Origin of the sequence: Pandoraea sp. XJJ-1, from assembly GCF_026802345.1 — a bacterium.
Taxonomy (GTDB): Bacteria; Pseudomonadota; Gammaproteobacteria; order Burkholderiales; family Burkholderiaceae; genus Pandoraea; species Pandoraea cepalis.
In genome coordinates this window covers 4531057-4555966 of the sequence record NZ_CP113827.1, presented here as the reverse complement: position 1 = coordinate 4555966, position 24910 = coordinate 4531057, and the positions used below count along the sequence as shown (strand labels likewise).

At 64.9% G+C, this 24910-nt stretch carries 19 protein-coding genes and 1 pseudogene; 12 read left to right on the top strand and 8 right to left on the bottom strand.

The genetic code is table 11. The features are described from left to right. The first annotated feature begins 147 nt into the window (after positions 1-147). The 7 genes from OYT13_RS21015 to mdoH all read left to right on the top strand — a co-directional run bounded on the left by OYT13_RS21015 (position 148) and on the right by mdoH (position 10081). Entirely contained in the window at positions 148-372 is a 225-nt protein-coding gene (locus OYT13_RS21015; RefSeq protein ID WP_017234774.1) for a DUF3311 domain-containing protein, read from the top strand. Next, positions 369-1844: a sodium:solute symporter family protein gene (locus OYT13_RS21010; protein ID WP_268566881.1), complete on the top strand. Its 1476-nt coding sequence runs from the start codon at positions 369-371 to the stop codon at positions 1842-1844. The genes OYT13_RS21015 and OYT13_RS21010 overlap by 4 nt, the downstream gene beginning before the upstream one ends. 20 nt (positions 1845-1864) lie before the next feature. After that, a complete protein-coding gene (locus OYT13_RS21005) occupies positions 1865-3055 on the top strand; it encodes an amidohydrolase family protein (RefSeq protein WP_268566880.1) in 1191 nt (396 codons plus the stop codon). Then, positions 3052-4323: an MFS transporter gene (locus tag OYT13_RS21000; RefSeq protein WP_268566879.1), complete on the top strand. Its 1272-nt coding sequence runs from the start codon at positions 3052-3054 to the stop codon at positions 4321-4323. The genes OYT13_RS21005 and OYT13_RS21000 overlap by 4 nt, the downstream gene beginning before the upstream one ends. Before the next feature lie 184 nt (positions 4324-4507). Further along, entirely contained in the window at positions 4508-5557 is a 1050-nt protein-coding gene (locus OYT13_RS20995) for an alpha/beta hydrolase family protein (protein WP_261939765.1), read from the top strand. Positions 5558-5882: 325 nt separating this feature from the next. Beyond that, the gene (locus OYT13_RS20990; protein ID WP_410007576.1) at positions 5883-7442 is read left to right on the top strand and encodes a glucan biosynthesis protein G; all 1560 of its coding nucleotides are present in this window, start codon (positions 5883-5885) and stop codon (positions 7440-7442) included. Further along, positions 7439-10081, top strand: a complete 2643-nt coding sequence (gene mdoH / locus OYT13_RS20985) for a glucans biosynthesis glucosyltransferase MdoH (RefSeq protein WP_268566878.1) — start codon at positions 7439-7441, stop codon at positions 10079-10081. The genes OYT13_RS20990 and mdoH overlap by 4 nt, the downstream gene beginning before the upstream one ends. 112 nt (positions 10082-10193) lie before the next feature. Here mdoH and OYT13_RS20980 read toward each other — a convergent pair whose 3' ends face one another. Continuing rightward, positions 10194-10958 carry a peptidoglycan DD-metalloendopeptidase family protein gene (locus tag OYT13_RS20980; RefSeq protein ID WP_017232469.1) on the bottom strand — a complete coding sequence of 255 codons (765 nt, stop codon included), beginning with the start codon at positions 10956-10958 and terminating at the stop codon, positions 10194-10196. A gap of 338 nt (positions 10959-11296) precedes the next feature. Between OYT13_RS20980 and OYT13_RS20975 the strand changes: the two genes are divergently transcribed. From OYT13_RS20975 to OYT13_RS20965, 3 genes are all read left to right on the top strand, one after another. Beyond that, the gene (locus OYT13_RS20975; protein WP_010805153.1) at positions 11297-11500 is read left to right on the top strand and encodes a cold-shock protein; all 204 of its coding nucleotides are present in this window, start codon (positions 11297-11299) and stop codon (positions 11498-11500) included. 222 nt (positions 11501-11722) lie between these two features. After that, positions 11723-12358 (top strand): LysE family translocator, encoded by a 636-nt coding sequence (locus tag OYT13_RS20970; RefSeq protein WP_017232470.1) that lies wholly within the window; start codon positions 11723-11725, stop codon positions 12356-12358. A 271-nt stretch (positions 12359-12629) separates the two neighbouring features. Continuing rightward, positions 12630-13397 carry a flagellar brake protein gene (locus tag OYT13_RS20965; RefSeq protein WP_017232471.1) on the top strand — a complete coding sequence of 256 codons (768 nt, stop codon included), beginning with the start codon at positions 12630-12632 and terminating at the stop codon, positions 13395-13397. Between the two features lie 78 nt (positions 13398-13475). Here the strand turns inward: OYT13_RS20965 and OYT13_RS20960 are convergent. The 7 genes and pseudogenes from OYT13_RS20960 to OYT13_RS20930 all read right to left on the bottom strand — a co-directional run bounded on the left by OYT13_RS20960 (position 13476) and on the right by OYT13_RS20930 (position 21349). Next, positions 13476-14826: pseudogene (locus OYT13_RS20960) on the bottom strand (hemolysin family protein). Between the two features lie 144 nt (positions 14827-14970). Then, on the bottom strand, positions 14971-15882 hold the full coding sequence (locus OYT13_RS20955) for a LysR family transcriptional regulator (protein WP_017232473.1): 912 nt from the start codon (positions 15880-15882) through the stop codon (positions 14971-14973). A gap of 124 nt (positions 15883-16006) precedes the next feature. Beyond that, positions 16007-16834, bottom strand: a complete 828-nt coding sequence (locus OYT13_RS20950) for a dioxygenase family protein (RefSeq protein ID WP_268566877.1) — start codon at positions 16832-16834, stop codon at positions 16007-16009. Positions 16835-16881: 47 nt separating this feature from the next. Continuing rightward, complete coding sequence (locus OYT13_RS20945; RefSeq protein ID WP_017232475.1) at positions 16882-17286, bottom strand: DoxX family protein; 405 nt, start codon at positions 17284-17286, stop codon at positions 16882-16884. A gap of 183 nt (positions 17287-17469) precedes the next feature. After that, a complete protein-coding gene (gene glcF / locus OYT13_RS20940) occupies positions 17470-18720 on the bottom strand; it encodes a glycolate oxidase subunit GlcF (protein ID WP_268566876.1) in 1251 nt (416 codons plus the stop codon). A gap of 8 nt (positions 18721-18728) precedes the next feature. Continuing rightward, positions 18729-19853, bottom strand: coding sequence for a glycolate oxidase subunit GlcE (gene glcE, locus OYT13_RS20935; protein WP_261939767.1), 1125 nt, complete (start codon positions 19851-19853; stop codon positions 18729-18731). Continuing rightward, positions 19853-21349: an FAD-linked oxidase C-terminal domain-containing protein gene (locus OYT13_RS20930; protein ID WP_150563709.1), complete on the bottom strand. Its 1497-nt coding sequence runs from the start codon at positions 21347-21349 to the stop codon at positions 19853-19855. Before OYT13_RS20930 ends, glcE begins: the two co-directional genes overlap by 1 nt. A 368-nt stretch (positions 21350-21717) precedes the next feature. On the opposite strand from OYT13_RS20930, the gene OYT13_RS20925 reads away from it, so the two are divergent. Both OYT13_RS20925 and oxlT read left to right on the top strand, forming a co-directional pair. Then, entirely contained in the window at positions 21718-22524 is an 807-nt protein-coding gene (locus OYT13_RS20925) for a FadR/GntR family transcriptional regulator (protein ID WP_017232478.1), read from the top strand. Positions 22525-23519: 995 nt separating this feature from the next. Further along, complete coding sequence (gene oxlT / locus OYT13_RS20920) at positions 23520-24845, top strand: oxalate/formate MFS antiporter (RefSeq protein WP_150563682.1); 1326 nt, start codon at positions 23520-23522, stop codon at positions 24843-24845. Positions 24846-24910 lie beyond the last annotated feature (65 nt).

Sequence of the window (24910 nt, the reverse complement as noted above, 5' to 3'; positions counted from 1 at the left end):
AACCATTTGTTTGTGTGTGGTTGATAATATGGCGAATCGATCTACTGCGCCATGACACCGAACACCACCGAATTGGCCAAGCCAGCGGGGCGCCCACGGCGACGTGTGTGCGGCCGACCATTGAATTCCCTAGGGTCTGGAGACGTCATGAAACCTGTGCATTGCCTGGCCGCGCTTCCCATCGCGGCGTTTTACAGCGGCGGTTGGCTGGCCGAACATTTGGGCACCCGTTTGGCGGGGCTGCCTTTCCTGATGGCGTGGAATATCGTCTGGCTGCTGCTCACGTCGGCGGTCATGGTCGTGATGTTCCGCTTCGACGGTTCGCGCGAGTCTGCGCAGGATGCGCGCGAACACGACGGAGCGACATCATGAACGCCGCCCTGACCGTCATTGCGGCGTTCCTCGCCTTTGCGCTCTTCATCGGACTGCGCGCGCGGCGCGGTCGCACGATGAGTCTGGAGCAGTGGGCCGTGGGTGGCCGCGGCTTCGGCACGCTGCTTGTCTTCCTTCTGATGGCCGGCGAGGCGTTCTCGACCTTCACGTTCCTCGGCGCGAGCGGATGGGCGTACAGCAAGGGGCCCCCCGCCTTCTACATCCTCGCTTACGGCGCGCTCGCCTATCTGCTCGGCTACTGGATGCTGCCGGCGGCGTGGCGTCACGCAACGCGACATGGCTGCGTGTCGTTCTCCGACTTCTTCGCGACGGCCTACCGCTCGCGCGCGCTGGGTGTCGTCGTCTCGGTAGTCGCCGTGCTCGGCATGAGCGCGCTGCTGATCATTCAGTTGCGCGGACTGGGCATCATCGTGTCGGAAGCGTCGTACGGCACGGTTCCGCCGGTGGTCGCGATCTGGTGCGGCGCGATCGCGATGGTGGTGTACATCACGGTGTCGGGCATTCACGGTTCCGCGAGCATTGCGATCTACAAGGACATCCTGATTCTCGTCATTGCCGTGTTCCTCGGCGTCTATCTGCCGCTGCATTACTTCGGCGGATTCGGCGAGATGTTCGACCGCATCGAAGCGGCGCGGCCGGGCTTTTTGCTGATGCCCACAAGCGGCCTGACGCTGTCCTGGTACAACTCCACGATTCTGCTCACGTCGCTGGGTTACTACCTGTATCCGTACGTGTTCACGTCGGTGTACGCGGCCAAGACCGAGAACGCCGTGCGCAAAAACACGATCTTGATGCCGCTGTACCAGATGGTGATCGCGTTCATGTTCTTCGTGGGCTTCGCGGCCATTCTGCAAGTGCCTGGCCTGACCGGCGCGGATTCGGATCTGGCGTTGCTGCGCATCGTCAAGCAGACGTTTTCGCCGTGGTTCGTGGGCGTGATTGGCGGCGTCGGGGTATTGACCGCGCTCGTGCCCGGTTCGATGATCCTGCTCAATGCGTCGACGTTGATCGCGAAGAACATCTACCGCGACGGCTTTGCGCCGCATGCGAGCGATGCCTTCGTGGGCAAGCTCGCCAAGCGTGTGCTGCCGGTCTTCGGGCTGGTGGCGGTGGGCTTCGTGTTGCGTGGCGGGGCGACGTTCGTGGCGCTCGCGCTCTTCGCGTCGAGCCTGCTCACACAACTGTTCCCGTCGTTCGTGTCGAGCTTGTTGCCGCGTCCATTCGGCAACAAGTACGGTGCCTTCGCGGGGATCGGCGCCGGCGCTGTCGTGCTGGCGGCGGCGGTCGGGTTCGACGTCACCCTGCGCACGTTGATGCCGGGCGCATCGGATACCGTCGGATCGATCAACATGGGGCTGGTGGCGCTGGCGGTGAACGCGCTGACGTTCGTGGTCGTGAGCTTGCTCACGCGCTCGCGCAACGTGGCGGCAGGCGTCCCGCAGGGCACCTGACAGGAACCATTGAGGAAGGCATGACAACACTGGACATTCGCAACGCGCGCGGCCTCGATGGCGCGCCGCTCGACGTACGCGTCGAGAACGGACGGATTGCGGCACTTGCGCCGTCGTTGCCCGGCGCGCCGGGCAGCGGCATCCGTCTGATCGATGCGGGCGGTGCGCTGCTGCTGCCCGGTCTCGTCGAGGCACACACGCATCTGGACAAGACCGTCTGGGGCATGCCGTGGTACGAGAACGCGTGCGGCTCGCGGCTGATCGAGCGCATCGACAATGAACGTCGGTGGCGTGCCGAGAGTGGGCATGACGCGGGGGCCGCGTCGCTCGCCCTCGCGCGAGCATTCCTCGCGGCGGGCACCACGCGGCTGCGCACTCACGTCGACATCGATACCGACGCGGGCCTGCGTCATCTCGACGGCGTACTCGCCACGCGTGAAGCGCTGGCGGACACCCTCGACATGCAGATCGTGGCGTTTCCGCAGTCGGGCGTATTGGATCGCGAGGGCACCGTTGCCTTGCTCGACGGCGCGCTCGTGCGGGGCGCGGACGTGCTCGGCTGGCTCGATCCGTGCGCCATCGATCGCGACCCGAAGGCGTCGCTCGACGCCATGTTTGCGCTGGCCGACAAACACGGTTGCCCCGTCGACATCCATCTGCACGAGCCGGGCGAGATGGGCGTGTTCTCGCTCGAACTGATGCTTGAGCGCATTGCCGCGCTTGGCATGCAAGGCAAGGTCGTGGTGTCGCATGCGTTTTGCCTGGGCGAGTTGGACGCCGCGCGCGCCGAGACGATGCTCGCGCGCCTGGCCGATGCCGGCGTCGCGCTGATCACCACCGCGCCGCCGTCGCGTATCGTGCCGCCGCTCATGGCCTGCCGGCGAGCCGGTGTGCCGCTGGCGGGCGGCAACGACGGCATTCGCGACACGTGGACGCCCTATGGCTCGCCCGACATGCTCGAGCGCGCCATGATGATCGGGCTGCGCTACAACCTGCGTCGCGACGATGAACTGGACATAGCGCTCGATTGCGTCACCGATCAGGGGGCGAGGGCCTGTGGGTTCGACGACTACGGCCTGCGCGTGGGCGCGCGCGCCGACCTGGTGCTCGTCGATGCCGTGAATGCTGCGCAGGCCATCGTCACGCGTGCGCCGCGCCGCTGGGTGGTGGCGAACGGGCATGTGGTGGTCAGCGACGGTGTGGCGGTATGACACTCTGGCTGGCCATCGTCGCGGTCGGGCTGACGCTGCGGCCGACGCTCACGTCCATCAGTCCGCTGCTGCCCCAAATCCGCGAGGCTACGGGGATGACCTATCCCGTGGCGGCGTTGCTCACGTCGCTGCCGGTGCTCGCAATGGGCGCGGGTGCCTTTGCGGCGAGCGGGCTGACGCGCCGCTGCGGTGAGCGGCGCGGGGTGCTGCTCGGACTGGCGGCGCTTGCGCTCGCCTGCGGCATGCGTTTCGTGGCCGACGATACCGCCACGATGATCGCCACGGCGCTCGCGTCGGGCATCGGCATCGCCGTCATCCAGGCGCTGCTGCCCGGCGTGGTGAAGGCAAACTACAGCGCGGCGCGCATGACGGCGATGATGGGTTTGTACTCGGCGGCGCTCATGGGCGGTGGCGGACTTGGCGCCGCAATCAGTCCGTGGGCGGCGTCCGAGGCGGGCGACTGGCGTGTCGGGCTGGGGATGTGGCTCGGCGTTGTCTGCGCGGCCGCGCTGGCCTGGTGGCGTGCGCCGCTGGTTCAGGCGGTGGCGGCACCACCGGGGGCCGTGACGTCGGCGGCGGATCTGCGCGCGGCGTGTCGGGCGGCGGGCGAGCGTGTTGCGTCGGCGACCGGCGCTGCGCCGTCGATGTTCGTGTTGCTACGCAAGCGTCGCGCCTGGACACTGGCCGTGTACTTCGGTCTCATCAACTGCACCTATACGACCATGGTCGCTTGGCTGCCCCCGTTCTATCAGCAACACGGCATGAGTGCGACGCGCAGCGGGGCATTGCTGGCCGGGCTGACGGCCTGTCAGGTCGCCGCCGCACTGACGCTGCCCTGGCTGGCGCGCCGTCACGCCGATCGCCGTCGCTGGCTCACGCTCGCGCTTGCGTCCACGCTTGGCGGACTCATCGGGCTGGCGCTCGCACCGGTCGCCGCCGCGTGGGCGTGTGTCGGCGCCATCGGTTTCGGGTTGGGGGGCACCTTCTCGCTTGGACTCGTGCTTGCGCTCGATCATCATGCGCATCCGCGTCATGCGGCGGCGCTGGCGGCGTTCATGCAGGGCGTGGGCTTTTGCATCGCGGCGCTGGCGCCGTTCGCCGCTGGCGCGGTGCTCGATCGCACGGGCAGCTTCACGCCGTCGTGGATCGGACTCATCATGCTCAACGTGGCGTTGATCGCGCTGACGTGGCGCTTCGATCCCGCGGGCTATGCGTCGGCGCTTCGCTTGTCGCGCGACACGCCCGGCGGTCACCCTCAGCGCGCATGAGGCGCGCTGAATGCGCGCTCGACGCTCACTCGAAGCGCGCGCCCGGCGTATGCGCCGCACCTCTCGCGCGTTGCGCACGCGAGACACGTATCCCTTAGGCAAAATTCCTGCGGAGTCCCTACGCAATCCGCGCTAAGATGGTTCGTCGTGTGATGTCGCAGCGGGACGTCGGCGCGAGACCGTGATGCCTGGCCGATCGGCTGGATTCGGCCGGGCGCGTGCACCGCTGGATACCAAGGGAGAACGGATGCTCGGAATGTCGCGCGGGGCCGTGGGTCGATCGTTCGGGACGATGCTCGTCGCGCTCGGTGCCTGCAGTGTCGGCGTGGCCTTGCTCGCGTCGTTTCCCTCTCTGGCTGCGGCGGCGGACACGATCGTGCCGCAGCATCCGACCCTCGACGCCGCACCGACCGCGGCGCCTGTTTCCACGCCGAAAGCTTCCTCGCCGCCGACCGGCATCGACCAGCGCGTGCCGCGCAGCGATGGGGCGTATGCCAATCTTCATGTCTTCCGGCCCTCCTTGGCCTGTCGTGGCGTCGCGGTGCTGAGTCCCGGGGCGGGCGACGACCGCGACGCGCTTTCCTGGTTGGGCCGCGCGCTCTCGCAATACGGGTGGCTGACCGTGACCATGGCTCACAAGGAAAGCGGGCACGACTCCTTGCGCGATCGGGTGCGCAGCGGTGGATTGCGCGACGGTTTGCTGGCACTCACTACGGATCCCGAAGCTTACGGCGACCGTCTCGAAGACACCGGGGCGGCGCTGCACTGGGCGCGAACGCAGTGCCGCGCGGGACCGGCCGTCTTCGCGGGGCACTCCATGGGGGCGGCCACCGTGATGATCGAGGCCGGTGCGAAGAACAAGCTCGGGCTCGACAGCAACGACCGTTTCGATGGCTACATCGCGCTCTCCCCGCAGGGGCCCGGCCCGATCTTTCCGTCGGGCGCCTGGCATGACATTCGCAAGCCCGTCCTGTTGGTGACCGGCACACGTGACGCACCACTCGATGGCAAGTGGCAGACGCGCACCGAGCCCTACGCGGATCTGCCTGCCGGTTGCCACTGGCTAGCGGTCGTCGACAGCGCCACGCATTTCAATTTCGCCGGTTTCGGCTATGGTCACGGTGACATCGAGGCCAAGGTACTGCCGCTGATCCAGCGGTTTCTCGACAACGTGCGCACGCAACGGTGTGCCGTCCCCACGCCGGCGACCGGTGTGAAATTCGAGGCGAAGTAACGCGGGTCCGTGCCCGCCCGAGGGCGAGCCGCTACCGGATGCCGTCAATCGAAGCACCGCTGCGGCATCGGCCGTGTGGGCAGGGGGAATGGGTGGGAGAGGGCGGGAAAGGCGGTGAAAGCCTTCCGTTTTGCCTATCGGTCACAAATCGTCACAAATTTGTGATGCGCCTGGAGCAGTGTCCCAGCGGACGATTGAGATAATGTGAGTGCCCGCTTCGAAGCTTTTGCGGATGTATCTTTCGTCAATCGGTAAATGAGCGGGTAAAATTGCGCGTTCGGCGCAAGCTGGCTACGGTCGGCACGCGCGTTTCACGCTATCTCCAATGCCGATGGAATTCCTGCTCAATTTCGTTTCCCGCATGATTTCCCGCCGTGCCTTGCGCCTGGCGCTCGCCGGCGTACTCAGTGGGTGCGCTCTGGTCAGCGGCGCCGCGCATGCCTTCTCGTTCGACGACGTTGCCAAGCAGGCGCGCACGCTTGCGAACAGCCGCTACAAGCCGAAGGATCCGAATCTGCCGAAGGCGCTGCAGAACCTCTCGTACGATCGCTATCGCAATATCCGCTTCAAGCCCGAAAAGGCGCTGTGGCGTGCGCAAAAGCTGCCGTTCGAGCTGATGTTTTTCCATGAGGGCTCGTACTACGACCGTCCGGTGAAGATCCACGAATTGGCCGGCAACAGTGTGCGCGAACTGCGCTACAGCCCCGACATGTTCGATTTCGGCGCGCTGAAGGTCGATCCCAAGCAGTTGCGCGGGCTCGGCTTCGCGGGGTTCCGCATCCACTTTCCCGTGAACACCCCGAAATACAAGGACGAAGTGATGGTCTTCCTCGGTGCGAGTTATTTCCGCGCGCTGGGCAAGAATCAGACCTACGGCTTGTCCGCGCGCGGGCTGGCACTCGACACCGCGCTCAATTCCGGCGAGGAGTTTCCGCGCTTCACCGAGTTCTGGATCCAGCGTCCGGCCCCTGGCGCCAAGGAGCTGACGATCTACGCGTTGCTCGATTCGCCGCGTGCGACAGGCGCCTATCGCTTTACGCTGCGTCCGGGCGTCGATACGACGGTGGACGTGAAGGCCGAACTGTTCCTGCGTGAGAACGTCACCAAGCTGGGCATCGCGCCGCTCACGAGCATGTTCTTCTTCGGCGAGAACCAGCCCGCGGCGGTGCCCGACTATCGTCCGGAAGTGCATGACTCGGATGGCCTGTCCATCGAGTCGGGCACCGGCGAATGGATCTGGCGTCCGTTAGTCAATCCGAAGCGTCTGCTCGTCTCTTCCTTCGCGTTGACGAACCCGGCCGGATTTGGGCTGCAGCAGCGCGACCGTGACTTCGGCGACTACCAGGATCTGGAGGATCGCTACGAATCGCGCCCGAGCGCCTGGGTCGAGCCCAAGGGCAAGTGGGGGCCGGGCCGGGTGGAGTTGGTGCAGATCCCGACCCCCGACGAGACCAACGATAATATCGTGGCGTATTGGGTGCCGGATGCGCCGCCCAAGCCCAAGCAACCGTATTCGATCGAATACCGGCTGTCGTGGCAGAAGGACAACGACAAGCGCCCGCCGATGGCGTGGGTGTCGCAAAGCCGGCGGGGGCACGGCTACCGGGGAAAACCAGACGACAGTCAGCTGTTCGCGCTCGATTTCGAAGGTCCGGCGCTCAAGAAACTGCCGGAAGATGCCAAGGTCGAAGGGAACGTATCCATCGATGGCAATGGCAAGATCCTCGAAGTGCAGACGCAGCGCAATGACGTCACGGGAGGCTATCGCGTCATGCTCCGCATGCGCCGCCTCGATGCCGAGAAACCCGTCGAAATGCGCGCTTACCTGCGCAACGGCAGTAATACCCTATCCGAAACGTGGAGCTACCTGTTACCCCCCGAATGAGCGACCGTTCCGACATTCCGGTCGACGAGTTGTACGTCGACCGGCTGCCACTGCCCGCCGAGAAGCGCCGCGCCCTGTTGGCTCAAGCCAGGCGTGACGGCGGCGATTCGCTTGACGTCCTCACACGCTTGCAGCGTTTGCTCGCCGCGCGCGCTGTGAACGGCGCGGGCGATGTGCCGCCTGATGCCGACGATGCCATGGCCGATGCCGCCAGCGCGGCGCTCGCCGAGGCCGCGGGGCAGACCGCCGCGCAGGCCGACATACCCGTTGCCACGGTCGGCGTGGCGACGGCCGCGTGGCATGCGCACAATATCGAGGAGATCGAATCCGGCAGCGACGCGGTGCTTGCCTCGCAATCGGTGCGTCTCGCGCTCACCGACGGCGGATCGCTCGCCGCCGCTGCCGGATTGAACGAAGTGCGTGGCGTACAAACCTTGCGCACCGCACCGCCGGTGCGCCGCACGTCACTCATTCCGCGCGCCTGGTCACTCAATCCGCTCGCGCGACTGTGGCGCACACTGACCGGCCGCGAAGATCCCGATCCGCTCGTGCGCGACGCCCCGGATCCCAAAGGACGATGGTCGCAAGCGGGCCGGCGCCGTCGCTGGACGCTGCTCGTGCTGATGATCGCGCAGACGGCGCTGGCCACCCATTTCATGGCGTCGGTGCTGCCGTATCACGGGGCCGATCCGCTCGAATTCTCCGTGCTCGTGCTGTTCGTGCTGCTCTTCGGCTGGGTTTCGGCCGGGTTCTGGACGGCGATCTTCGGCTTCTTCGTGCTGCTGTTCGGCGGCGAACGCCACATGATCTCGAAGATGGCCGCGGGCGATGCGCCGATCGCACCGGAGGCGCGCACCGCGCTCGTGATGCCGATATGCAACGAAGACGTCGGCCGCGTGTTCGCCGGGTTGCGTGCGACCTACGAATCGCTGGCCAAGACCGATTCGCTCGAACGCTTCGATTTCTTCATCCTGTCCGATTCGAACGAGGCCGACAATTGCACGGCCGAAGTCGATGCGTGGCAGGCGCTATGCCGCCAAGTGAACGGCTTCGGCCGTATCTTCTATCGTCGCCGTCAGCGTCGCGTGAAGCGCAAGAGCGGCAACCTCGACGACTTTTGCCGCCGCTGGGGCAGTGACTATCGCTACATGCTCGTACTCGACGCCGACAGCGTGATGAGCGGCGAATGTCTGACGAAACTGGTGCGCATGATGGAAGCGCACCCGAGCGCCGGCCTGATTCAGACCGCGCCGCTCGCCGCCGGACGCGAAACGTTTTACGCGCGCCTGCAGCAGTTCGCCGGTCGCGTGTACGGCCCGCTGTTCACGGCCGGCCTGCACTATTGGCAATTGGGCGAATCGCACTACTGGGGCCACAACGCGATCATTCGCATGGCGCCGTTCATGGCGCATTGCGCGCTTGCCCCGCTGCCGGGCAAAGGCGCCATGTCGGGCGCGATTCTCTCGCACGACTTCGTCGAGGCGGCGCTGATGCGACGCGCCGGCTGGGGCGTGTGGATTGCCTACGACCTGCCCGGCAGCTACGAGGAAATGCCGCCGAACCTGCTCGACGAACTCAAGCGCGACCGCCGCTGGTGCCAGGGCAACCTGATGAATTTCCGGCTGTTCCTGGCCGAGGGCATGCACCCGGTGCACCGCGCGGTGTTCGTCACCGGGGCGATGGCCTACGTGTCAGCGCCGTTGTGGTTCATCTTCCTGATCCTCTCGACGTGTCTGCTCGCCAAGCACACGCTGGTCGTGCCCGAATATTTCACGGCGCCGCGACAACTGTTCCCGGTCTGGCCGGAGTGGCATCCCGAGCGCGCGCTCGCATTGTTCTCGGCGACGGCCACGCTGCTCTTCCTGCCGAAGATCCTCGCCGTGGTGCTGATCTGGGTAAAGGGCGCGAAACGTTTCGGCGGGGCATTCGCGGTGACGGTGAGCATGTTCATCGAACTCGTGTTCTCGGCCGTGCTCGCCCCGGTGCGCATGCTGTTCCATACACAGTTCGTGCTGGCGGCGCTTACCGGCATTGCGATTCAATGGAAGTCGCCGCCGCGTGAAGACGCCGAGACGCACTGGGGCGAAGCGATTCGCCGCCACGGCCTGCATACCCTGATCGGGCTGGGGTGGGGGGGCATCGTCTACTGGCTCAACCCGGACTTCATTTGGTGGCTGATGCCCATAGTCGGATCGATGGCGATCTCGATTCCCGTGTCGGTGTTCTCCAGCCGGGTGTCGCTGGGGCGCGCGCTCAAGCGTGCGCGGCTGTTCCTGATTCCGGAAGAGTCATGGCCGCCCAAGGAGCTGCGCATGACGGAAAAATACACGGAGGACGCGCGCCAGCATGTCACCTTTGTCGACGCCGTCGTCGACCCGATGGCCAACGCCCTCGTGGCCGCGAGCGTGGTGCCGACCCTTGACGACGCGAAGCGCGACGCCCGGCGTGCCGGCCGTGTCGAGACCGCGTTGCTCAAGGGACCGGCGAAGCTGACGAACACGCAGAAGTGGGAGTTGCTCAACGACCCGCGCGCGCTCGCAGCACTCCATCTGCTCGTGTGGACGGACCCGCGTGCGCATCGCGATTGGCGCGACGCGCGCACCGATGGGCTGTCGCAGGGCTTTCTCGCGTCGGCCTGACCGGCAGACAGGCAGAGGCTGGCGGCAAGGAAAAAACGGCAAGGCATCGCGCCTTGCCGTTTTTTTCGTTTGCGGTACTCGCCCGTCGGGAGAGACGGGCCGCAGTACTGAACTATCGCGAGGGCAGGAAGTCGCGGGGGTTGAACGGCGTGCCCTTCTGGCGCACCTCGAAGTGCAACTTGACCGTGCCATGCGAGTCGGTGTCGCCCATCTCGGCGATCTTCTGGCCCTTGCTGACCGACGCCCCTTCCTTGACCAGAATGGCGCGGTTGTGCGCGTAGGCGGTGAGGTACCCGTTTTCGTGCTGCACCATTACCAGGTTGCCGTATCCGCGCAACCCGCTGCCTGCATAAACCACCTTGCCGGCGGCTGCCGCATAGATCGGGTCGCCCGCTTTGCCGCCGATATCGACGCCCTTGTTGCTGCTGCCATTGAAGTTTGCCAGCACCGGGCCATTGGCGGGCCAGACCATCGGAATCCGGTTGGTCGCCGTGCGTGGGGCAGCGGGCGCGGGAGCCGGCTTCGGGGTCGGGCGGGCTTGCGGCGCGGGTCTGGCGGCGCCGGACGCGGCGGCCGCCGCACCGGCCGGCGGCACGACACGCAGCACCTGACCGACTTCGATCTTGTCGGGATCGGTCAGGCCGTTCCAGCGCACCAGATCGGCGGCACTGGTATTGTTGGCGCGCGCGATGCCATAGAGGGTGTCGCCGGACTGCACGCGATAGCTTCCGGCGGGCACCGGGCCATAGGTCGGTGACCCGGCGCAGGCGGCGAGCGTCAGGCAAATGGCCAGACTGAGCGCGTGCGTGCGGCAACGGGACACCCAAGCCGGTTGGCTTGGCGTACGAGCGTCAGACGGCGACGGCGAGGGGCGCATGAGGCGAGTAGACTCCATCCGTAGGCGGGTATGGGGGTTGAGTGGCGCGGGCGCGGGAAAAAACGCCCATTGTACGGGCAGCAACCCTGGCTCGAACACCCGAAGCCCGCCCAAATCTCCCGCGAGGGCGAGAAATTGTTACGAGATTTGCAGGCCTTACCCTGTTGACAAACGACGCGTCTACACGTATAAAACCAACTGCAGATTGTCAAGCCGCGAAGTTGTTGTCAGACGTAGTTTTCCTGCTTCTCGCTGGTTTCTAGTCCTTCATTTTCCCTTGATTGTCAGCGCTCACGGGGTTATTTCGACCTCAAGCTATTGTTTTATTAGGAAAAAATATGGAAACCGGTATTGTTAAGTGGTTCAACGACGCAAAGGGCTTCGGCTTCATTACCCCGGACGCCGGCGGTGAAGACCTGTTCGCTCACTTCTCGGAAGTGAAGGTTGACGGCTTCAAGTCGCTGCAAGAAAACCAACGCGTGTCGTTCGAAGTCAAGACTGGCCCGAAGGGCAAGCAAGCTGCGAACATCAAGCCCATCTAATTGGCTTGAACGCATTCCCGTGATGCCGCGCCAGCCTTAGGCGAGGCGGCGTCCCGAGATCAGCAGGCCCGATGACGAAAGTCATCGGGCCTGTTTGTTTTTTGGCGTCTTTTTCGATTCGCATGGGACGTGCACGCGGACGATGCGACTGTCGCGGTTCGACGCTACAATGCCTGATCGAATTCGCGTGAGCCCTCGCGTGAGCCCTTTTCCGAGGCAATCATGAGCTTGCAAACATGGTGGCTGTATGTCGTCACCGTTTTTTTCGTCTCGGCGACGCCGGGACCGAACATGTTGCTCGTCATGACGCATGGCGCGCGTCACGGGCTGCGTCCGTCGCTCGGCACGATGGCCGGCTGCATGACGGCACTCATCGCCATGATGTCGGTTTCCGCGGCCGGACTGGGCGCCGTGCTCCGCGCGTGGCCGATGTTGTTTGACACGCTGCGCTACGTCGGTGCGGCATATCTCGTCTATCTCGGCTACAAGAGCTGGCGCTCACCCGTGGACGCGAATGCCGCGGCGCCGTCCGACGTGCCCGCCACGGCCGTGGATTCGAGCTTCGGCAAACTCTTCAAGTCGGGCTTCCTGGTCGCGGGCAGCAACCCGAAGGCCATTCTCTTCGCCGCGGCGTTCCTGCCGCAGTTCATCGACCCAACTGCCGCCAAACTCCCGCAGTTCTCGATTCTGCTCGGCACGTTCGCGGTGATCGAGGTGAGCTGGTATCTGGTCTACGCCACCGGCGGGCTACGCATCGCGCCGTACTTGCGCGAAGCGCGTGTGCTCAAGGCATTCAATCGCATCAGCGGCGGCGTGTTCATGGGTTTCGGCGCGTTGATGGCCGCGGTACATCGCTGATCCGACGGTAGCGTGCGGCAAAGGTCCGAGGGCGCGTCCGGGGTGTGGCGCGCGACACGGGACACCGCAAGTTTGTGGGCCGGAGCCCTCAATATTCCGGCCCAGCGACCGTTAACGTTTTTGACCAGATACATGAGACGGTGCACCAGCGCTGACAGAGACACGCATTCGCACAGTGACGTCGTGAGGCGTCACGTGTTGCCGAGACTTTAATACGTACGGCTTGCGCCGCCCGGCGCGGTCCGTCACGGGGACAATTAGAAGATCAGGTATGGAAATGACAGAACCGCAGGTGACACCGGCGCCCACGGACAACGAAACGCAACTGCATGATTCGTATCGCATCAGCAATCCGCTGGAAATTGGCGGCGTGCTGCGCCATCTGGCGACCCGTGGCGATTTCATGACGGTGTACTTCGCGAACGGGCAGCGGCAACTCGTCACGCGCCTGCTCAAGGTCGAGCCGCAAGTGCGCGGCTTTTATTTCGACTGGGGCGGTGTGGAGGCGGAGAACCGGGCGCTGCTTGCCAACAAGCGCGCGCTGTTCGTTGGCGTGCCCGAAGGCATTCAGGTGCATTTCCCCATTGGCGATGTCGAGGAGCGCGAGTTCGAAGGGTATCCCGCCTTCTACGCCTCGTATCCGGAAACGCTCGTGCGTTTGCAGCGCCGCGATTACTTTCGCGTGAAAACGCCGATCCTTGATCCATACCCGTGCACGGTCAAATTCCCCGACGACACGCCGATGCGCCTGTCGGTGTTCGACCTGTCACTCGGTGGCGTTGGCTTGCGCACGAAGGCCGATGCGGCGGCCGAAATTCCGAAGGGCTCGATGCTCATGCACGTCGAGATCGAATTGCGCGACTACGGCACCGTCCAGGTGGACCTGGAAGTCTGTGCCATTCGCACGGTGCCGTTGGCGAAGGACGTCGAGTATCACATCGGCTGCCGCTTTATCGCGCTCTCGCGTACCGCCGAGTCGCGCCTGCAAAAGCTCATCACGCAGCTCGAACTCAATCGCAAGGCATTCGCGCGCGGCTAAGCGTTCGGTGTAATGCGATCCAACCGGCGCGTGCCTCTGCGGCGCCGGTTCGGTTCGCCGAGCGCCGCTGCGGGCGCGTCAATCGTCGCGTTGCCGGGTGACAGCGTGGGGCGGTTCGCCACGGGCTTCTCGTACCCCGTCGGGATAGATGCGTACCAGCACGATACGCGGCCCCTGCATCTTCTTCACGACAACGGAGAAGCCTTCGAAGTCGACCTTCTGGCCCTCGTGCGGCAAGTAGCCCAGCACGTCCATGATCAGGCCACCCACCGATTCCGCGTGCTCGCTCGGGATCTCGATGCCCAGCGAGCGTTCCAGCGTCAGGATGGGTAAGCTGCCCCGGCCGATAAGCGTGCCATCTTCCATGTGGGTCCAGTCGTCTTCCGTCTGGCGGAATTCGTCGCGGATCTTGCCGACAAGCGCCGAGAGCAGGTTGTCGAGCGTCAGGAAGCCGATAGGCTTTTGGTCCGGCCATCCCACGATCGCGAAGTGGGGTGCGCCCCGGCGAAATCGGCGGAACAGCTCACGCGCCGGCATGTCGGGTTTCACGCGCTCCACGGGCCGCGCCATACTGCCCAGATCCTCGATCGATTGACCATGATGCTCCGCGAGGAACAGATCTTTCAGGTGCACCACGCCGAGCACGGTTTCGCCATCGTTGTCGAAGAATGGGTAGCGGCTGTAGCGGTGACGATAGGCCGTATCCATGTTCTGCGCGAACGTTGCATTGCGCCGGAAGCTGGCCACTTCGCTCATCGGATGCATGAGATCGGAGACGGTCAGATCGCTGAAGTCGATGGCGTAGGCGACCACATTCCAGTCGTCGCGCGACAGTTTCTCGCTCGATGCCCCCCCGGCGCATGATCAGCTTGATTTCGTCGGCCGAGTAATGGGCATCGGTGCCGTGCGACGGATCGAGACCTGTCCAACGCAGCAGGCGGTTGGCGCTGTGGTTGAGAATCCAGATCGCCGGATACATCAGCCAGTAAAAGCCATAGAGCGGGGCGGCTGTCCAGACGGAGACGATTTCCGGCATGCGCAGGGCCATCGACTTCGGCGCGAGTTCGCCCACGACAATGTGCAGGTACGAAATCGTGAAGAATGCGATGAAGAAGGCGAGCGCATGAATCAGCTCCGCCGAGTTGACCCCCAGCGCGGCGAACAGCGGCGTGAGAATGCGCGCAAACGCGGGCTCACCGATCCAGCCCAGACCGAGCGAGGCGAGGGTGATGCCGAGCTGGCACGCGGAAAGGTAGGTATCGAGCTGGCTGTGAACCTTGGCCAGGATACGGCCGCGCCAACCGCGTTGGCGGGCGATGACATGAACGCGCGTCTGGCGCAGTTTGACGAGGCCAAATTCCGCCGCCACGAAGAAGCCGTTGAGCAACACCAGCAGTATCGCAGCGACGATCAGTAAAAAGTTTTCCAAAATATATGAAATGGGACATCAGGCCCGTCAGTATAAGTGACATTCGCCCGCGGAAATCAATTGCCGTGACGTTCCGGTGTGTTGTCGGTTAATTGCGTGGGATTCAAGGGGCTTTCGCTGTGGATGTCGGCAAGACTGCGCGACTCAACGGCGGTCGATGGCCCGCCAGCCGGGCATGGCAAAGGCGTCGACGAGAAAGTCGATGAGGGCGCGGACCTTGGCGCTCAGGTACTTGCGCGAAGGATAGACGACGTAGACACCCATCTCGCCCTGCGTGTATTCGGGCAGGAATTCGACGAGCCGGCCGTCGCGCAAGGCGTCTTGCACGAGAAACGCCGGTTGCAGGATGATGCCCGCCCCGGCAACGGCGGCGGCCAGGCAGGTATCGCCGTTGTCGGCGATCAGCCGCGCGCGCGTGCGCACGGAAACCGGGCCGTCAGGGCCGTCGAAGCGCCATTCGCGCCGATGCGAGAAGTAGCTGTAGCCGACGGTCTCATGATGGGCCAGTTCGCTGGGATGCGGTGGCGTGCCATGCTGCGCGAGGTAGCCGGGCGAGGCGCACAGCACCAGCCGGGTACCCGCGAGCCGCCGATGCACCAGCGACGAATCGGGCAGGCGCGTGATCCGAATGGCCAGATCGTAGCCTTCGTCAACGATATCGACGAGGCGATCGCTCAGCGTGATATCGAGCGAGACTTGCGAATGTCGCGAGAGAAACGTGGGCCAGAGCGGCGCGAGATGCAGCACACCGAAGGTGTGCGGGGCGTTGATGCGCAGCGGCCCGGCCGGCAGACCGTCCTGCTCGCCCGCCATGGCATCGGCCTCGTCGAGTTCGGTGAGGATCTGACGGCAGCGCTCGACGTAACGCTGGCCCGGCTCGGTGAGCGACAGGCGTCGCGTGGTGCGTTGGAGCAAACGCGTGCCCAGACGCGCCTCGAGATCGGCCACGTAACGCGAGATGGCCGTCTTGGAGATGCCCAACGTTGCGGCGGCCTTCACGAAGCTGCCCGACTCGACCACGGCAATGAAGCTCTCGATCTCGCGAAGTTTGTTCATGCCGGGGCGAGGCTCCTCAGGAATGCGCACCGCGATGCGCGATCAGGCCGGTGGCCGGACAGGCGACGGCGCCGACGATGCCGCGACGGACAGGCCTGTCGCGACACCCCCGGTGCCGATGTCGTTATTGTGCCAGCGCGCTCACTTCGGCGAGCGACGGGGCGGCGTTGCCGAACGCGAACGCGTCCATGCGCAGCGCGCCGTAGGTGGCGCCGGTGTCGAAGTGCGTCTGACGGGCGGCATTGTCGGCTGCGCCCAGGGCAATATAGAGCGGTAGCAGATGCTCATCGGTCGGATGAGCGCGCTCGGCGTACGGTGCGCGGGCGCGATAGTCGAACAGGGCATCAAGGTCCATCGCCGCGAGATGCTCGGTGAACCAGGCGACGAATTCGGCCAGGTAGGGCGCGTCGGCACGGTCCTCCGACGGGGCGCGGAACACCTCGTGCAGGTTGTGGGTGAAGCTGCCCGACGCGAGGATGAGCGTGCCGTCCTGCGCGAGCGGCGCCAAGTGCTGTCCGAGCCGATATTGCTGCTCGGGACGTTCGTGCCGTTGCAGCGACAACTGGGTGACCGGGACATCCGCATCCGGGTAGAGGTAGCGCAGCGGCACCCAGGCGCCGTGATCGAGACCCCACTGGTCGTCGGTCGTCGCGGGCAGACCCGCGTCGCGCAGCATTTGCACCGTGCGCTCGGCGAGCGCGGGCGCTCCCGCGGCCGGGTACTCCAGTGCGTAAAGCTCGCGCGGGAAGCCGCCGAAATCGTGGATCGTGCGTTGTTGCGCCAGACTGCCCACGCGCAGGGCCGGCGTCGACCAATGCGGCGAAATCACGAGGATCTCGCGCGGACGCGGCACCGCACGCCCCAACGCCGTCAACAGTGGGCCGGTACGGCCCGGATCGACCGCGAGCAACGGCGAGCCGTGGGAGACGAAGAGGGTAGGAAGGGCAGACATGGCAATGACTCCAGCAAAAGAACGCTAACGAGAACCTGACGAGGCTATCAGGCGGTGCGAGCGCGGCGTACCGCGCAAGCGCCGTCCCCGAGCAGGGCCAGAACCAGCAGCGCCACCAGCCAGAACGCGGGGAATTCCCAGCCGCCGCCCTTGTTGGTGAACATCCAGCCGTTGTGGCCGTGCACCGATACGATGGTGCCGAGCATCAACGCCGCCAGCGGCAGCGCCGCCCAGCGCGCATAGAAGCCCGTGATCAGCATCAGGCCGCCGATCAGTTCCAGCGCCATCGTGACATACGCGACGAACGGCGGCAGGCCCAGCGAGCCCATGAAGCCGACAAATCCGGGCACGGTAAATACGAACACCTTGAGCGACAGATGGGCGAGGAAGAGGATACCCAGCGATACGCGCAGCAACAGTGCGGCGTAGGGGGCGGTTTTGTTGTCGATCATGACAGGCTCCGGCAAAGGAATCGAAGTAAGGGTCGGCTCAGCCATCAATGCGATGACTGACTTGGCTTCGATTTTAGGGAGTGCCATCGTTTAGATAAACGGGCATATTGGGGATTGATTGTCCCTTGCATGGGGACAATCAATCGTTGCCGCGGAGGTGAATCGGGATGATCGCGCCGGCGCTCAGGCCGACGCGATCATCCGGTCGAGCAGTTCGATCCAGTGTTGAACCGGCGCGTGATCGCGCGCGTGCTCGCCCTTGGCGGTCGCCTGCAAATGACAGATGCAGCCGACGTTGGCGGAGACGACCAGTTCGGGCTCGAGGGCGTCGAGCGCCTTCCACTTCGCGTCGCGCAGTTGATGCGACAACGTTGGCTGCGTGACCGAATAGGTGCCCGCGGAGCCACAGCAGATATGGCTGTCCTGCGGCAGCATGACGCTCACGCCAACCCCGGCGAGCAGCTTCTCCACCACGCCCTTGAGTTGCTGGCCGTGTTGCAGCGTGCAGGGGGGATGGTAGGCAATCTTGCCGGTTTTGCGGCTCGGCACGCGCTGTTGCAGGGCTTCCAGGTTATCGAGCAGCACTTCCGACAAATCTCGTGCGAGTTCCGAGACGCGTTGCGCCTTGCCTGCGTATTGCGGATCGTGACGCAGCAGATGGCCGTACTCCTTGACCGTCGCGCCGCAGCCCGACGCGTTGATCACGATGGCTTGCACACCCGCTTCGATCTCGGGCCACCAGGCATCGATGTTGCGGCGCGCATCGTCGAGACCGTCGTCCTGATAGTTCAGATGCAGGCGGATCGCGCCGCAGCAACCGGCGGCCGCCGGACGCACCATTTCGATCTCGAGTGCGTCGAGCACGCGGGCGGTGGCCTTGTTGACGTTCGGCAGCATGGCGGGCTGCACGCAGCCTTCGAGCATCAGCATGCGACGGGTGTGCGTGCCCTGCGGCCAACTGCCCGAGCGCTGGCGATGCGGCACCTTCTCGCGCAGCGAGCGCGGCAGCAGTGACCGGAACTGCTGGCCCAGGCGAAGGGCAGGCGAGAACAGCGTACGATTGGGCAGCACGCGGGCGAGCGTCCAGCGCAGCGCGCGCTCACCGGCGGGGCGACAGACCTTGGCGTCGACATGACGGCGGCCGATGTCCACGAGCCGGCCGTATTGCACCCCCGACGGGCAGGTTGACTCACAACTGCGGCAAGTCAGGCACCGATCCAGGTGGCGCTGCGTTTCACGCGTCACGGGCTGGCCCTCGACCATCTGCTTGATGAGATAGATGCGCCCGCGCGGGCCGTCGAGTTCGTCGCCCAGTAATTGGTAGGTCGGGCACGTGGCGGTGCAAAAGCCACAATGCACGCATTTGCGGAGAATGGCTTCGGCTTCGTCGCCGTCTGGCGTTTGACGGAGAAAGTCTGCGAGGTTCGTTTGCATCGTCGTCTTTAGCGGTACAGCCGATGGCGGTTGAAGATGCGGCTCGGGTCGAACGTGTGCTGCAAACGCTTGCCGATAGCGTGCAGCGCGGCCGATGGCGGGGTAAATACGCCAGCCGACTTGTCGCCGTGGCGAAACAGCGTAGCATGCCCGCCCACCGCTGCGGCAATCGCGCGCACATCGGCGGCGGCGCGCGGTGTGATCCACCAGCGTTGCGCGCCCCCCCATTCGATCAGGTGCTCGTCGCCGTGGGCGAGTGGCGGCGTGGTCGAGGGCACCGACAGACGCCAAAGCGGTTGGCCGTCTCCCTTGATCGGCGCGCTCGCGAAGAACGGGTGCGTCTGCTCGCGCAGGGTCTGCCAGAACGCATGCGCTTCGAGGGCATCGACAGGTTCGCCACCCATCGTGGCGCGCGCTGCGGCGATGGCCGCCGCGGCACCGCCAAGGCGCACGCGCAGCACGCCGTCGTGCCACGCCGAACCCATCAGGGGCAGCGGCTGAGCGGCCCAGCGGTTGAGTTGCTCGATGGCTTGTGCCTGCGGCAGTTCGAACTGCAGCGTGGCCTCGGCCACCGGGCAGGGCAATACTTTGATCGAGAGTTCGAGCAAGACGCCGAGCGTGCCGAGCGCGCCGGCGAGCACCCGGGAGATGTCGTAACCCGCGACGTTCTTCATGACCTGCCCACCGAAATGCAGCACTTGGCCCTGACCGTTCATGACGACGGCGCCGAGGACAAAGTCGCGCGGTGCGCCGACGTGCGGCCGGCGAGGGCCGGCAAGGCCGGCCGCAATGCAGCCGCCGAGCGTTGCCCCTGACCCGAAATGGGGCGGCTCGAACGGCAGAATCTGCCCGCGCGCGCCCAGCGCCGATTCGATCTCGGTCAGTGGCGTGCCCGCGCGGGCGGTGATCACCAGTTCGGCCGGATCGTACGAAACGATGCCGCGATATGCACGCATGTCGAGCGGCTCGCCCGTGGGCGTCTGGCCGTACCAGTGCTTGGTGCTGCCACCCTGGATGTCAAGCGGTGTGCCGCTGGCGGTGGCGGCGAGCACGCGCTCGCGTATCGCGGCGAGCACTTGCGCCGCCGCTTGCGTATCCACGTCGGGCAACGCGAGGGAAGGGGCTTGCGACATCAGAACCTCGGCAATTCGGGATGGGGCAACAGGCCGCCGCGCACGTGCATCTTGCCGTACTCGGCGCAGCGCGCACGTGTGGGAATGCCCTTGTCGGCGTTGAGCAGGCCGGCGGGGTCGAAGGCACGCTTCACGCCAAAGAAGGCATCGCGCTCTTCCGGCGAAAATTGCACGCACATCGCGTTGATCTTCTCGATCCCCACGCCATGCTCACCGGTCACCGTGCCCCCCAGCGCCACACAGGCTTCGAGAATGTCGCTGCCGAACGCTTCGGCGCGGTGCCACTCGTCGAGATCGTTGCCGTTGAACAGAATCAGCGGGTGCATGTTGCCGTCGCCGGCGTGAAAGACGTTGATACAGCGCAGGCCGTATTGCACTTCCATCGCTTCGATGCGCTTGAGCAGCGTGCCGATGGTCCGGCGCGGGATCGTGCCGTCCATGCAGTAATAGTCCGGCGAGAGTCGTCCGGCGGCGGGGAAGGCGTTCTTGCGTCCGGACCAGAAGCGCAGACGTTCGGCTTCCGATGTGGACACCTGGATGCGCGTGGCGCCCGACGCCCGCAGCACCGCCGAGACCCTTGCGATTTCCTCCGCGACTTCTTCGGGCGTGCCGTCCGACTCGCACAGCAGAATGGCGGCCGCGTCCAGATCGTAGCCTGCGTGAACGAACGCCTCCACTGCCTGGGTGGCTGGCTTGTCCATCATCTCCAGGCCGGCCGGGATGATGCCCGCCGCGATGATGGCGGCGACGGCGTTGCCGCCCGCCTCGACATCATCGAAGCTGGCCATGATGACTTGCTGCACCTGCGGCTTCGGCACGAGCTTCACGGTAATTTCCGTGACCACGCAGAACATTCCTTCGCTTCCGATGAACACGGACAGCAGGTCGAGTCCCGGGGCGTCGAGGGCGTGCGAGCCGAATTCCACGATCTCGCCGTCCATCGTTACGGCGCGCACACGCAGGACGTTATGCACCGTCAGGCCGTATTTCAGGCAATGCACGCCGCCGGAGTTCTCTGAGACGTTGCCGCCGATCGTGCAGGCAATCTGCGACGATGGATCCGGTGCGTAGTAAAGCCCATAAGGCGCGGCCGCTTCGGAGACGGCGAGGTTGCGCACACCGGGCTGAACGGTGGCGGTACGTGCGTAGGGATCGACTTCGATAATGCGTTTGAATCGGGCGAGCGACAGCACGATGCCGTCGGTGATCGGCATGGCGCCGCCCGACAGCCCCGTGCCGGCGCCGCGCGGCACGACGGGCACATTGTGCGCGTGGCAGGCCCGCAGGATGCGGCAAACCTGATCCTCGTCGGCAGGCAATACCACGGCAAGCGGGAGCTTGCGGTAGGCCGCCAAGCCATCGCATTCGTACGGCGTGATCTGTTCGCGGTCGGTCAGCCACTGAGCGTCGGGCACGGCGGCACGCAGTGCCGCCAGCCGGGCGGCGCGCGTGGTGTCGTCAATCGTCTCGAAGACCGGCTCGTCGTCGACGCGCATGGGCACCGGCGGCGAAGCTGACGACGACGGGACCGGGCGCGGCGGACTCAGCGGCGCGGAGGGAGGCGGGGGCAACGCATTCGATGTCATCAGGCGGGCTCTCGGACCATCGTTAACGTGGGGCGACGTTTCGCGGATTGTTGGTCTACTGGTAGACTGGTCGACCAGTTGTCGAATGATGCTATCGTAAAGGGAATGATCCGATTTCGACTACAGGGTAAACCCTTGGTATGAGGGGCATCCCTGAGCGAAGCCGGGCATCTGGCTGCGCGCCTGCCCTGAGCGAAGCGTCATCCTGTATCGTCGTGTCTGTGATTTTTCCGTCGAGAACCGAAGCCGACATGTCGTCCAACGAGTCGTCCTTGCCTATGTCTTCCTTCCCTGCCAGCGAATCTTCGGGCACCGCCGCGAGTTTTGCGCCGGTCACGCCGCCGCCGCGTCTGCGTCTGTCCGACATGGTGTACGAACAACTGGAGACGATGGTCGTCGAAGGCCGGCTCGCCCCCGGCTCGGCGCTGCCGTCCGAGCGCGATCTGGCGCAGCAGATGGGCGTGTCGCGCCCGTCCCTTCGCGAAGCGCTACTGCGACTGGAGTCGCGTGGCCTGATCGTGGGGCGCGCCGGTGGCGGGTATCTGGTCGCCAATGCCAGCCAGCCGCTGCTCGCGGAACCGTTGTCTCAATTGATGTCGCGACACAGCAAGACCGTCGACGACGTGCTGGAAATGCGCGAAGTGCTCGAAGCCAAGGCGGTCGAGCTGGCGGCCGCACGGGCAACGCCCGAGGACATCGCGCGGCTCGCACAAGCGCTGGAAGCGCTCGAAGCGGCCTATGCCGCAGGGCGCGATGGTCTGGACGGCGAGGGCGAGGCCAAGGGACAGTCGTTGCTCACCCGCGTACCCGAACTCGACGCGCATTTCCATCTGGCGCTGGCGGAAGCCACGCACAACCTTGTGCTGGTGCACCTGATGCACGCGATCTTCGAGCTGTTGCGCGGCTCGGTGGTCGACAACTACCGCGCCATCGTCGGCCATGGCGCGGATCTGGCCGAGCTGATCGAACAGCACCGTCGCATCTTCACCGCCGTGGCGTCGCACGACGCCACCGTTGCGCAACGTTCGCTGCGCGAACATCTCACCTTCATTCGCAACCACTCAGGCGACGTCGAGCCGGTCTAACGCAATTTTTCTTGCCGGCGAGTCACCTCGCCGACGGTTGGCGGCCCCCCCCTAAAACATCATCGTTTTCCCTGAGCCTGCACCCGGCGGTGCGATACCGCCTGAGGGGGTGTCACGCCTCGTTCCGGCGCGCAATGTCCTGCAAGGCCCCGATTTCCGTGCGTTTGCCGGTTATCGGGCGCTTACCCCGACGCCGTCCAGGCGTCCGAATCGGGGCCGACGGCAACCGGAATGTGGGCGCTCTCGGGTTGACAGTGTCCCGGTCATGGACTACTTTTGGAACCATAAAAATACTTAATTCGATATATTGAATCTTGTATATCAGATGAAGAGCGTCAAAATGGTCCCGATAAGACTCGTGAATTCCTTCGGGCAAGGGCTGAATTGACGCCGTATTTTCTGGAGACATTCGTTGGGTAAGCACGCATTTCCTTTCGGGCAGCATTCATGCGACGGTTTATCCGCACCGGCTGCCCTGTCGTATCCGCCGTTGGCGTCTGAGTTGGTGGTTCAGCGCTACGGTCTTCCTCATCTCCCTGCCGCCCGTTGTGGGCAGGCGATCCGGCGATCACGCGTCTGCGAGGCGCGCTCGCCTGAGTGATGGGACGTGGCCTGCGATGTGACTCATGGGAATCCATCGCGACCCGCTGACAGCGCAGGCCGTTTCCCACTCGAATTGATTCACCCGTCACCCTTCGGCAGCCGGCAACTTGCCGGCGCGGGCCTAAAGCCTGCGTCGCCGCGCCGAAGTGGGGGCCGGAAGCGTCCTTTGGCGCTTCCGAAAGTCAGTCAGCCGGGGCTCAAGCCCTGCGAGCGCGCCGCCAGGCAGCGTTCCGTGATCAAGCGGCCACGCATGAGCCGCATGTAGCGCCAGGAGGCGTGTCGTATGCGCGATTCCCCCACGTTGGGGCGCGAGACGGCACGCGATGACGGCGGGTACCGCACAACGAAGCGCGGGCCGGCGTCAATCGTCTGACAGGAACAGGAGGCAAGTCATGCAAGCAAATGGACAACCGGAGGAGAAGACCTCTTTTCTGGGAGGGCGCTGGTCACAACTGGTGATCGGCATCATCTGTATGGGCCTGGTGGCCAATCTGCAATATTCGTGGACGTTGTTCGTCGAGCCGATGCAGGCGAAGCATCACTGGGGTGTCGCGGCCATTCAGGTGGCGTTCTCGATCTTCATCGTGGTGGAAACCTGGCTCGTGCCGATCGAAGGCTGGCTGGTTGACCGCTTCGGGCCTCGGCCGGTGGTGGCGGGTGGCGCGATTTGCGTTGGCCTGTCGTGGATCATGTACTCGTACGCCGAAACGCTCGCCGTGCTGTACACGGCGGCCGTGATCGCGGGTATTGGCGCTGGGTGCGTGTATGGCACCTGCGTGGGTAACGCACTGAAGTGGTTCCCGGACAAGCGCGGTCTGGCCGCCGGTCTGACCGCCGCCGGGTTCGGCGCCGGTGCCGCGATCACGGTGATTCCGATTGCCAATATGATCCGCGGATCGGGTTACGAGGCAGCGTTCTTCAACTTCGGCATCGTGCAGGGCGTGGCGATCTTCATCCTCGCGTTGTTGCTCGTGAAGCCGCGTGCGCCGAAGGGCCTGACCGTGTCGCGCCGCACTCTGTCGACGAAGGTGGACTACAGCTCGGGGCAGATGATTCGTACGCCGGTGTTCTGGGTGATCTATGTTTGCTTCGTCGCCGTGGCCGCTGGCGGTCTGATGGCGACGGCGCAGATCGGCCCGATCGCGAAGGATTTCGGTATTGCATCGATGCCGATGACCCTCTTCGGTGCGACGCTGCCGCTGCTCACGATGACGCTGTCGATCGACAATCTGTGCAATGGCTTTACACGCCCGCTGTGCGGCTTCGTCTCGGACAAGATCGGACGTGAGAACGCCATGTTCATCATCTTCCTGGGTGAAGGGCTGGCGATGCTGGGCTTGATGCACTTCGGTCAGAACCCGTACATGTTCGTGTTCTTCGCCGCGATGACGTTCCTGTGCTGGGGCGAGATCTTCTCGATCTTCCCGGCGCTGTGTGCGGACACGTTCGGTAGCAAGAACGCGGCGTCGAACGCGGGTACGCTGTACACGGCCAAGGGTACGGCATCGTTGCTGGTGCCGCTGGCCTCGGTGCTCGCCGTCGGCGGTCACTGGGATCGTGTGTTTATCGCGGCGGCGATCATCAGCATCGCCGCGGCCGTGGGCGCGAAGTTCGTGCTCGCGCCGATGCGCCGACGCTGGATTGAAAGCGTGAACAGCAACGAGGTGCAGGCCTCGGCGAATCGCCCGGTCGCGATGGGGGCGCCCGCAAGCGAGTAAGCACGTTGTTCAGGAAGTCAGAGAGCGGGGCGCCGGAGACGGTGCCCCGTTTTTGTTTGCGCGCT

Bases quoted from the DNA above. Each gene is read 5' to 3' on its own strand.
- OYT13_RS21015 (WP_017234774.1), top strand. From the start codon at position 148: ATGAAACCTGTGCATTGCCTGGCCGCGCTTCCCATCGCGGCGTTTTAC.
- OYT13_RS21010 (WP_268566881.1), top strand. From the start codon at position 369: ATGAACGCCGCCCTGACCGTCATTGCGGCGTTCCTCGCCTTTGCGCTC.
- OYT13_RS21005 (WP_268566880.1), top strand. From the start codon at position 1,865: ATGACAACACTGGACATTCGCAACGCGCGCGGCCTCGATGGCGCGCCG.
- OYT13_RS21000 (WP_268566879.1), top strand. From the start codon at position 3,052: ATGACACTCTGGCTGGCCATCGTCGCGGTCGGGCTGACGCTGCGGCCG.
- OYT13_RS20995 (WP_261939765.1), top strand. From the start codon at position 4,508: ATGCCTGGCCGATCGGCTGGATTCGGCCGGGCGCGTGCACCGCTGGAT.
- OYT13_RS20990 (WP_410007576.1), top strand. From the start codon at position 5,883: ATGCCGATGGAATTCCTGCTCAATTTCGTTTCCCGCATGATTTCCCGC.
- mdoH (WP_268566878.1), top strand. From the start codon at position 7,439: ATGAGCGACCGTTCCGACATTCCGGTCGACGAGTTGTACGTCGACCGG.
- OYT13_RS20980 (WP_017232469.1), bottom strand. From the start codon at position 10,958: ATGCGCCCCTCGCCGTCGCCGTCTGACGCTCGTACGCCAAGCCAACCG.
- OYT13_RS20975 (WP_010805153.1), top strand. From the start codon at position 11,297: ATGGAAACCGGTATTGTTAAGTGGTTCAACGACGCAAAGGGCTTCGGC.
- OYT13_RS20970 (WP_017232470.1), top strand. From the start codon at position 11,723: ATGAGCTTGCAAACATGGTGGCTGTATGTCGTCACCGTTTTTTTCGTC.
- OYT13_RS20965 (WP_017232471.1), top strand. From the start codon at position 12,630: ATGGAAATGACAGAACCGCAGGTGACACCGGCGCCCACGGACAACGAA.
- OYT13_RS20955 (WP_017232473.1), bottom strand. From the start codon at position 15,882: ATGAACAAACTTCGCGAGATCGAGAGCTTCATTGCCGTGGTCGAGTCG.
- OYT13_RS20950 (WP_268566877.1), bottom strand. From the start codon at position 16,834: ATGTCTGCCCTTCCTACCCTCTTCGTCTCCCACGGCTCGCCGTTGCTC.
- OYT13_RS20945 (WP_017232475.1), bottom strand. From the start codon at position 17,286: ATGATCGACAACAAAACCGCCCCCTACGCCGCACTGTTGCTGCGCGTA.
- glcF (WP_268566876.1), bottom strand. From the start codon at position 18,720: ATGCAAACGAACCTCGCAGACTTTCTCCGTCAAACGCCAGACGGCGAC.
- glcE (WP_261939767.1), bottom strand. From the start codon at position 19,853: ATGTCGCAAGCCCCTTCCCTCGCGTTGCCCGACGTGGATACGCAAGCG.
- OYT13_RS20930 (WP_150563709.1), bottom strand. From the start codon at position 21,349: ATGCGCGTCGACGACGAGCCGGTCTTCGAGACGATTGACGACACCACG.
- OYT13_RS20925 (WP_017232478.1), top strand. From the start codon at position 21,718: ATGTCTTCCTTCCCTGCCAGCGAATCTTCGGGCACCGCCGCGAGTTTT.
- oxlT (WP_150563682.1), top strand. From the start codon at position 23,520: ATGCAAGCAAATGGACAACCGGAGGAGAAGACCTCTTTTCTGGGAGGG.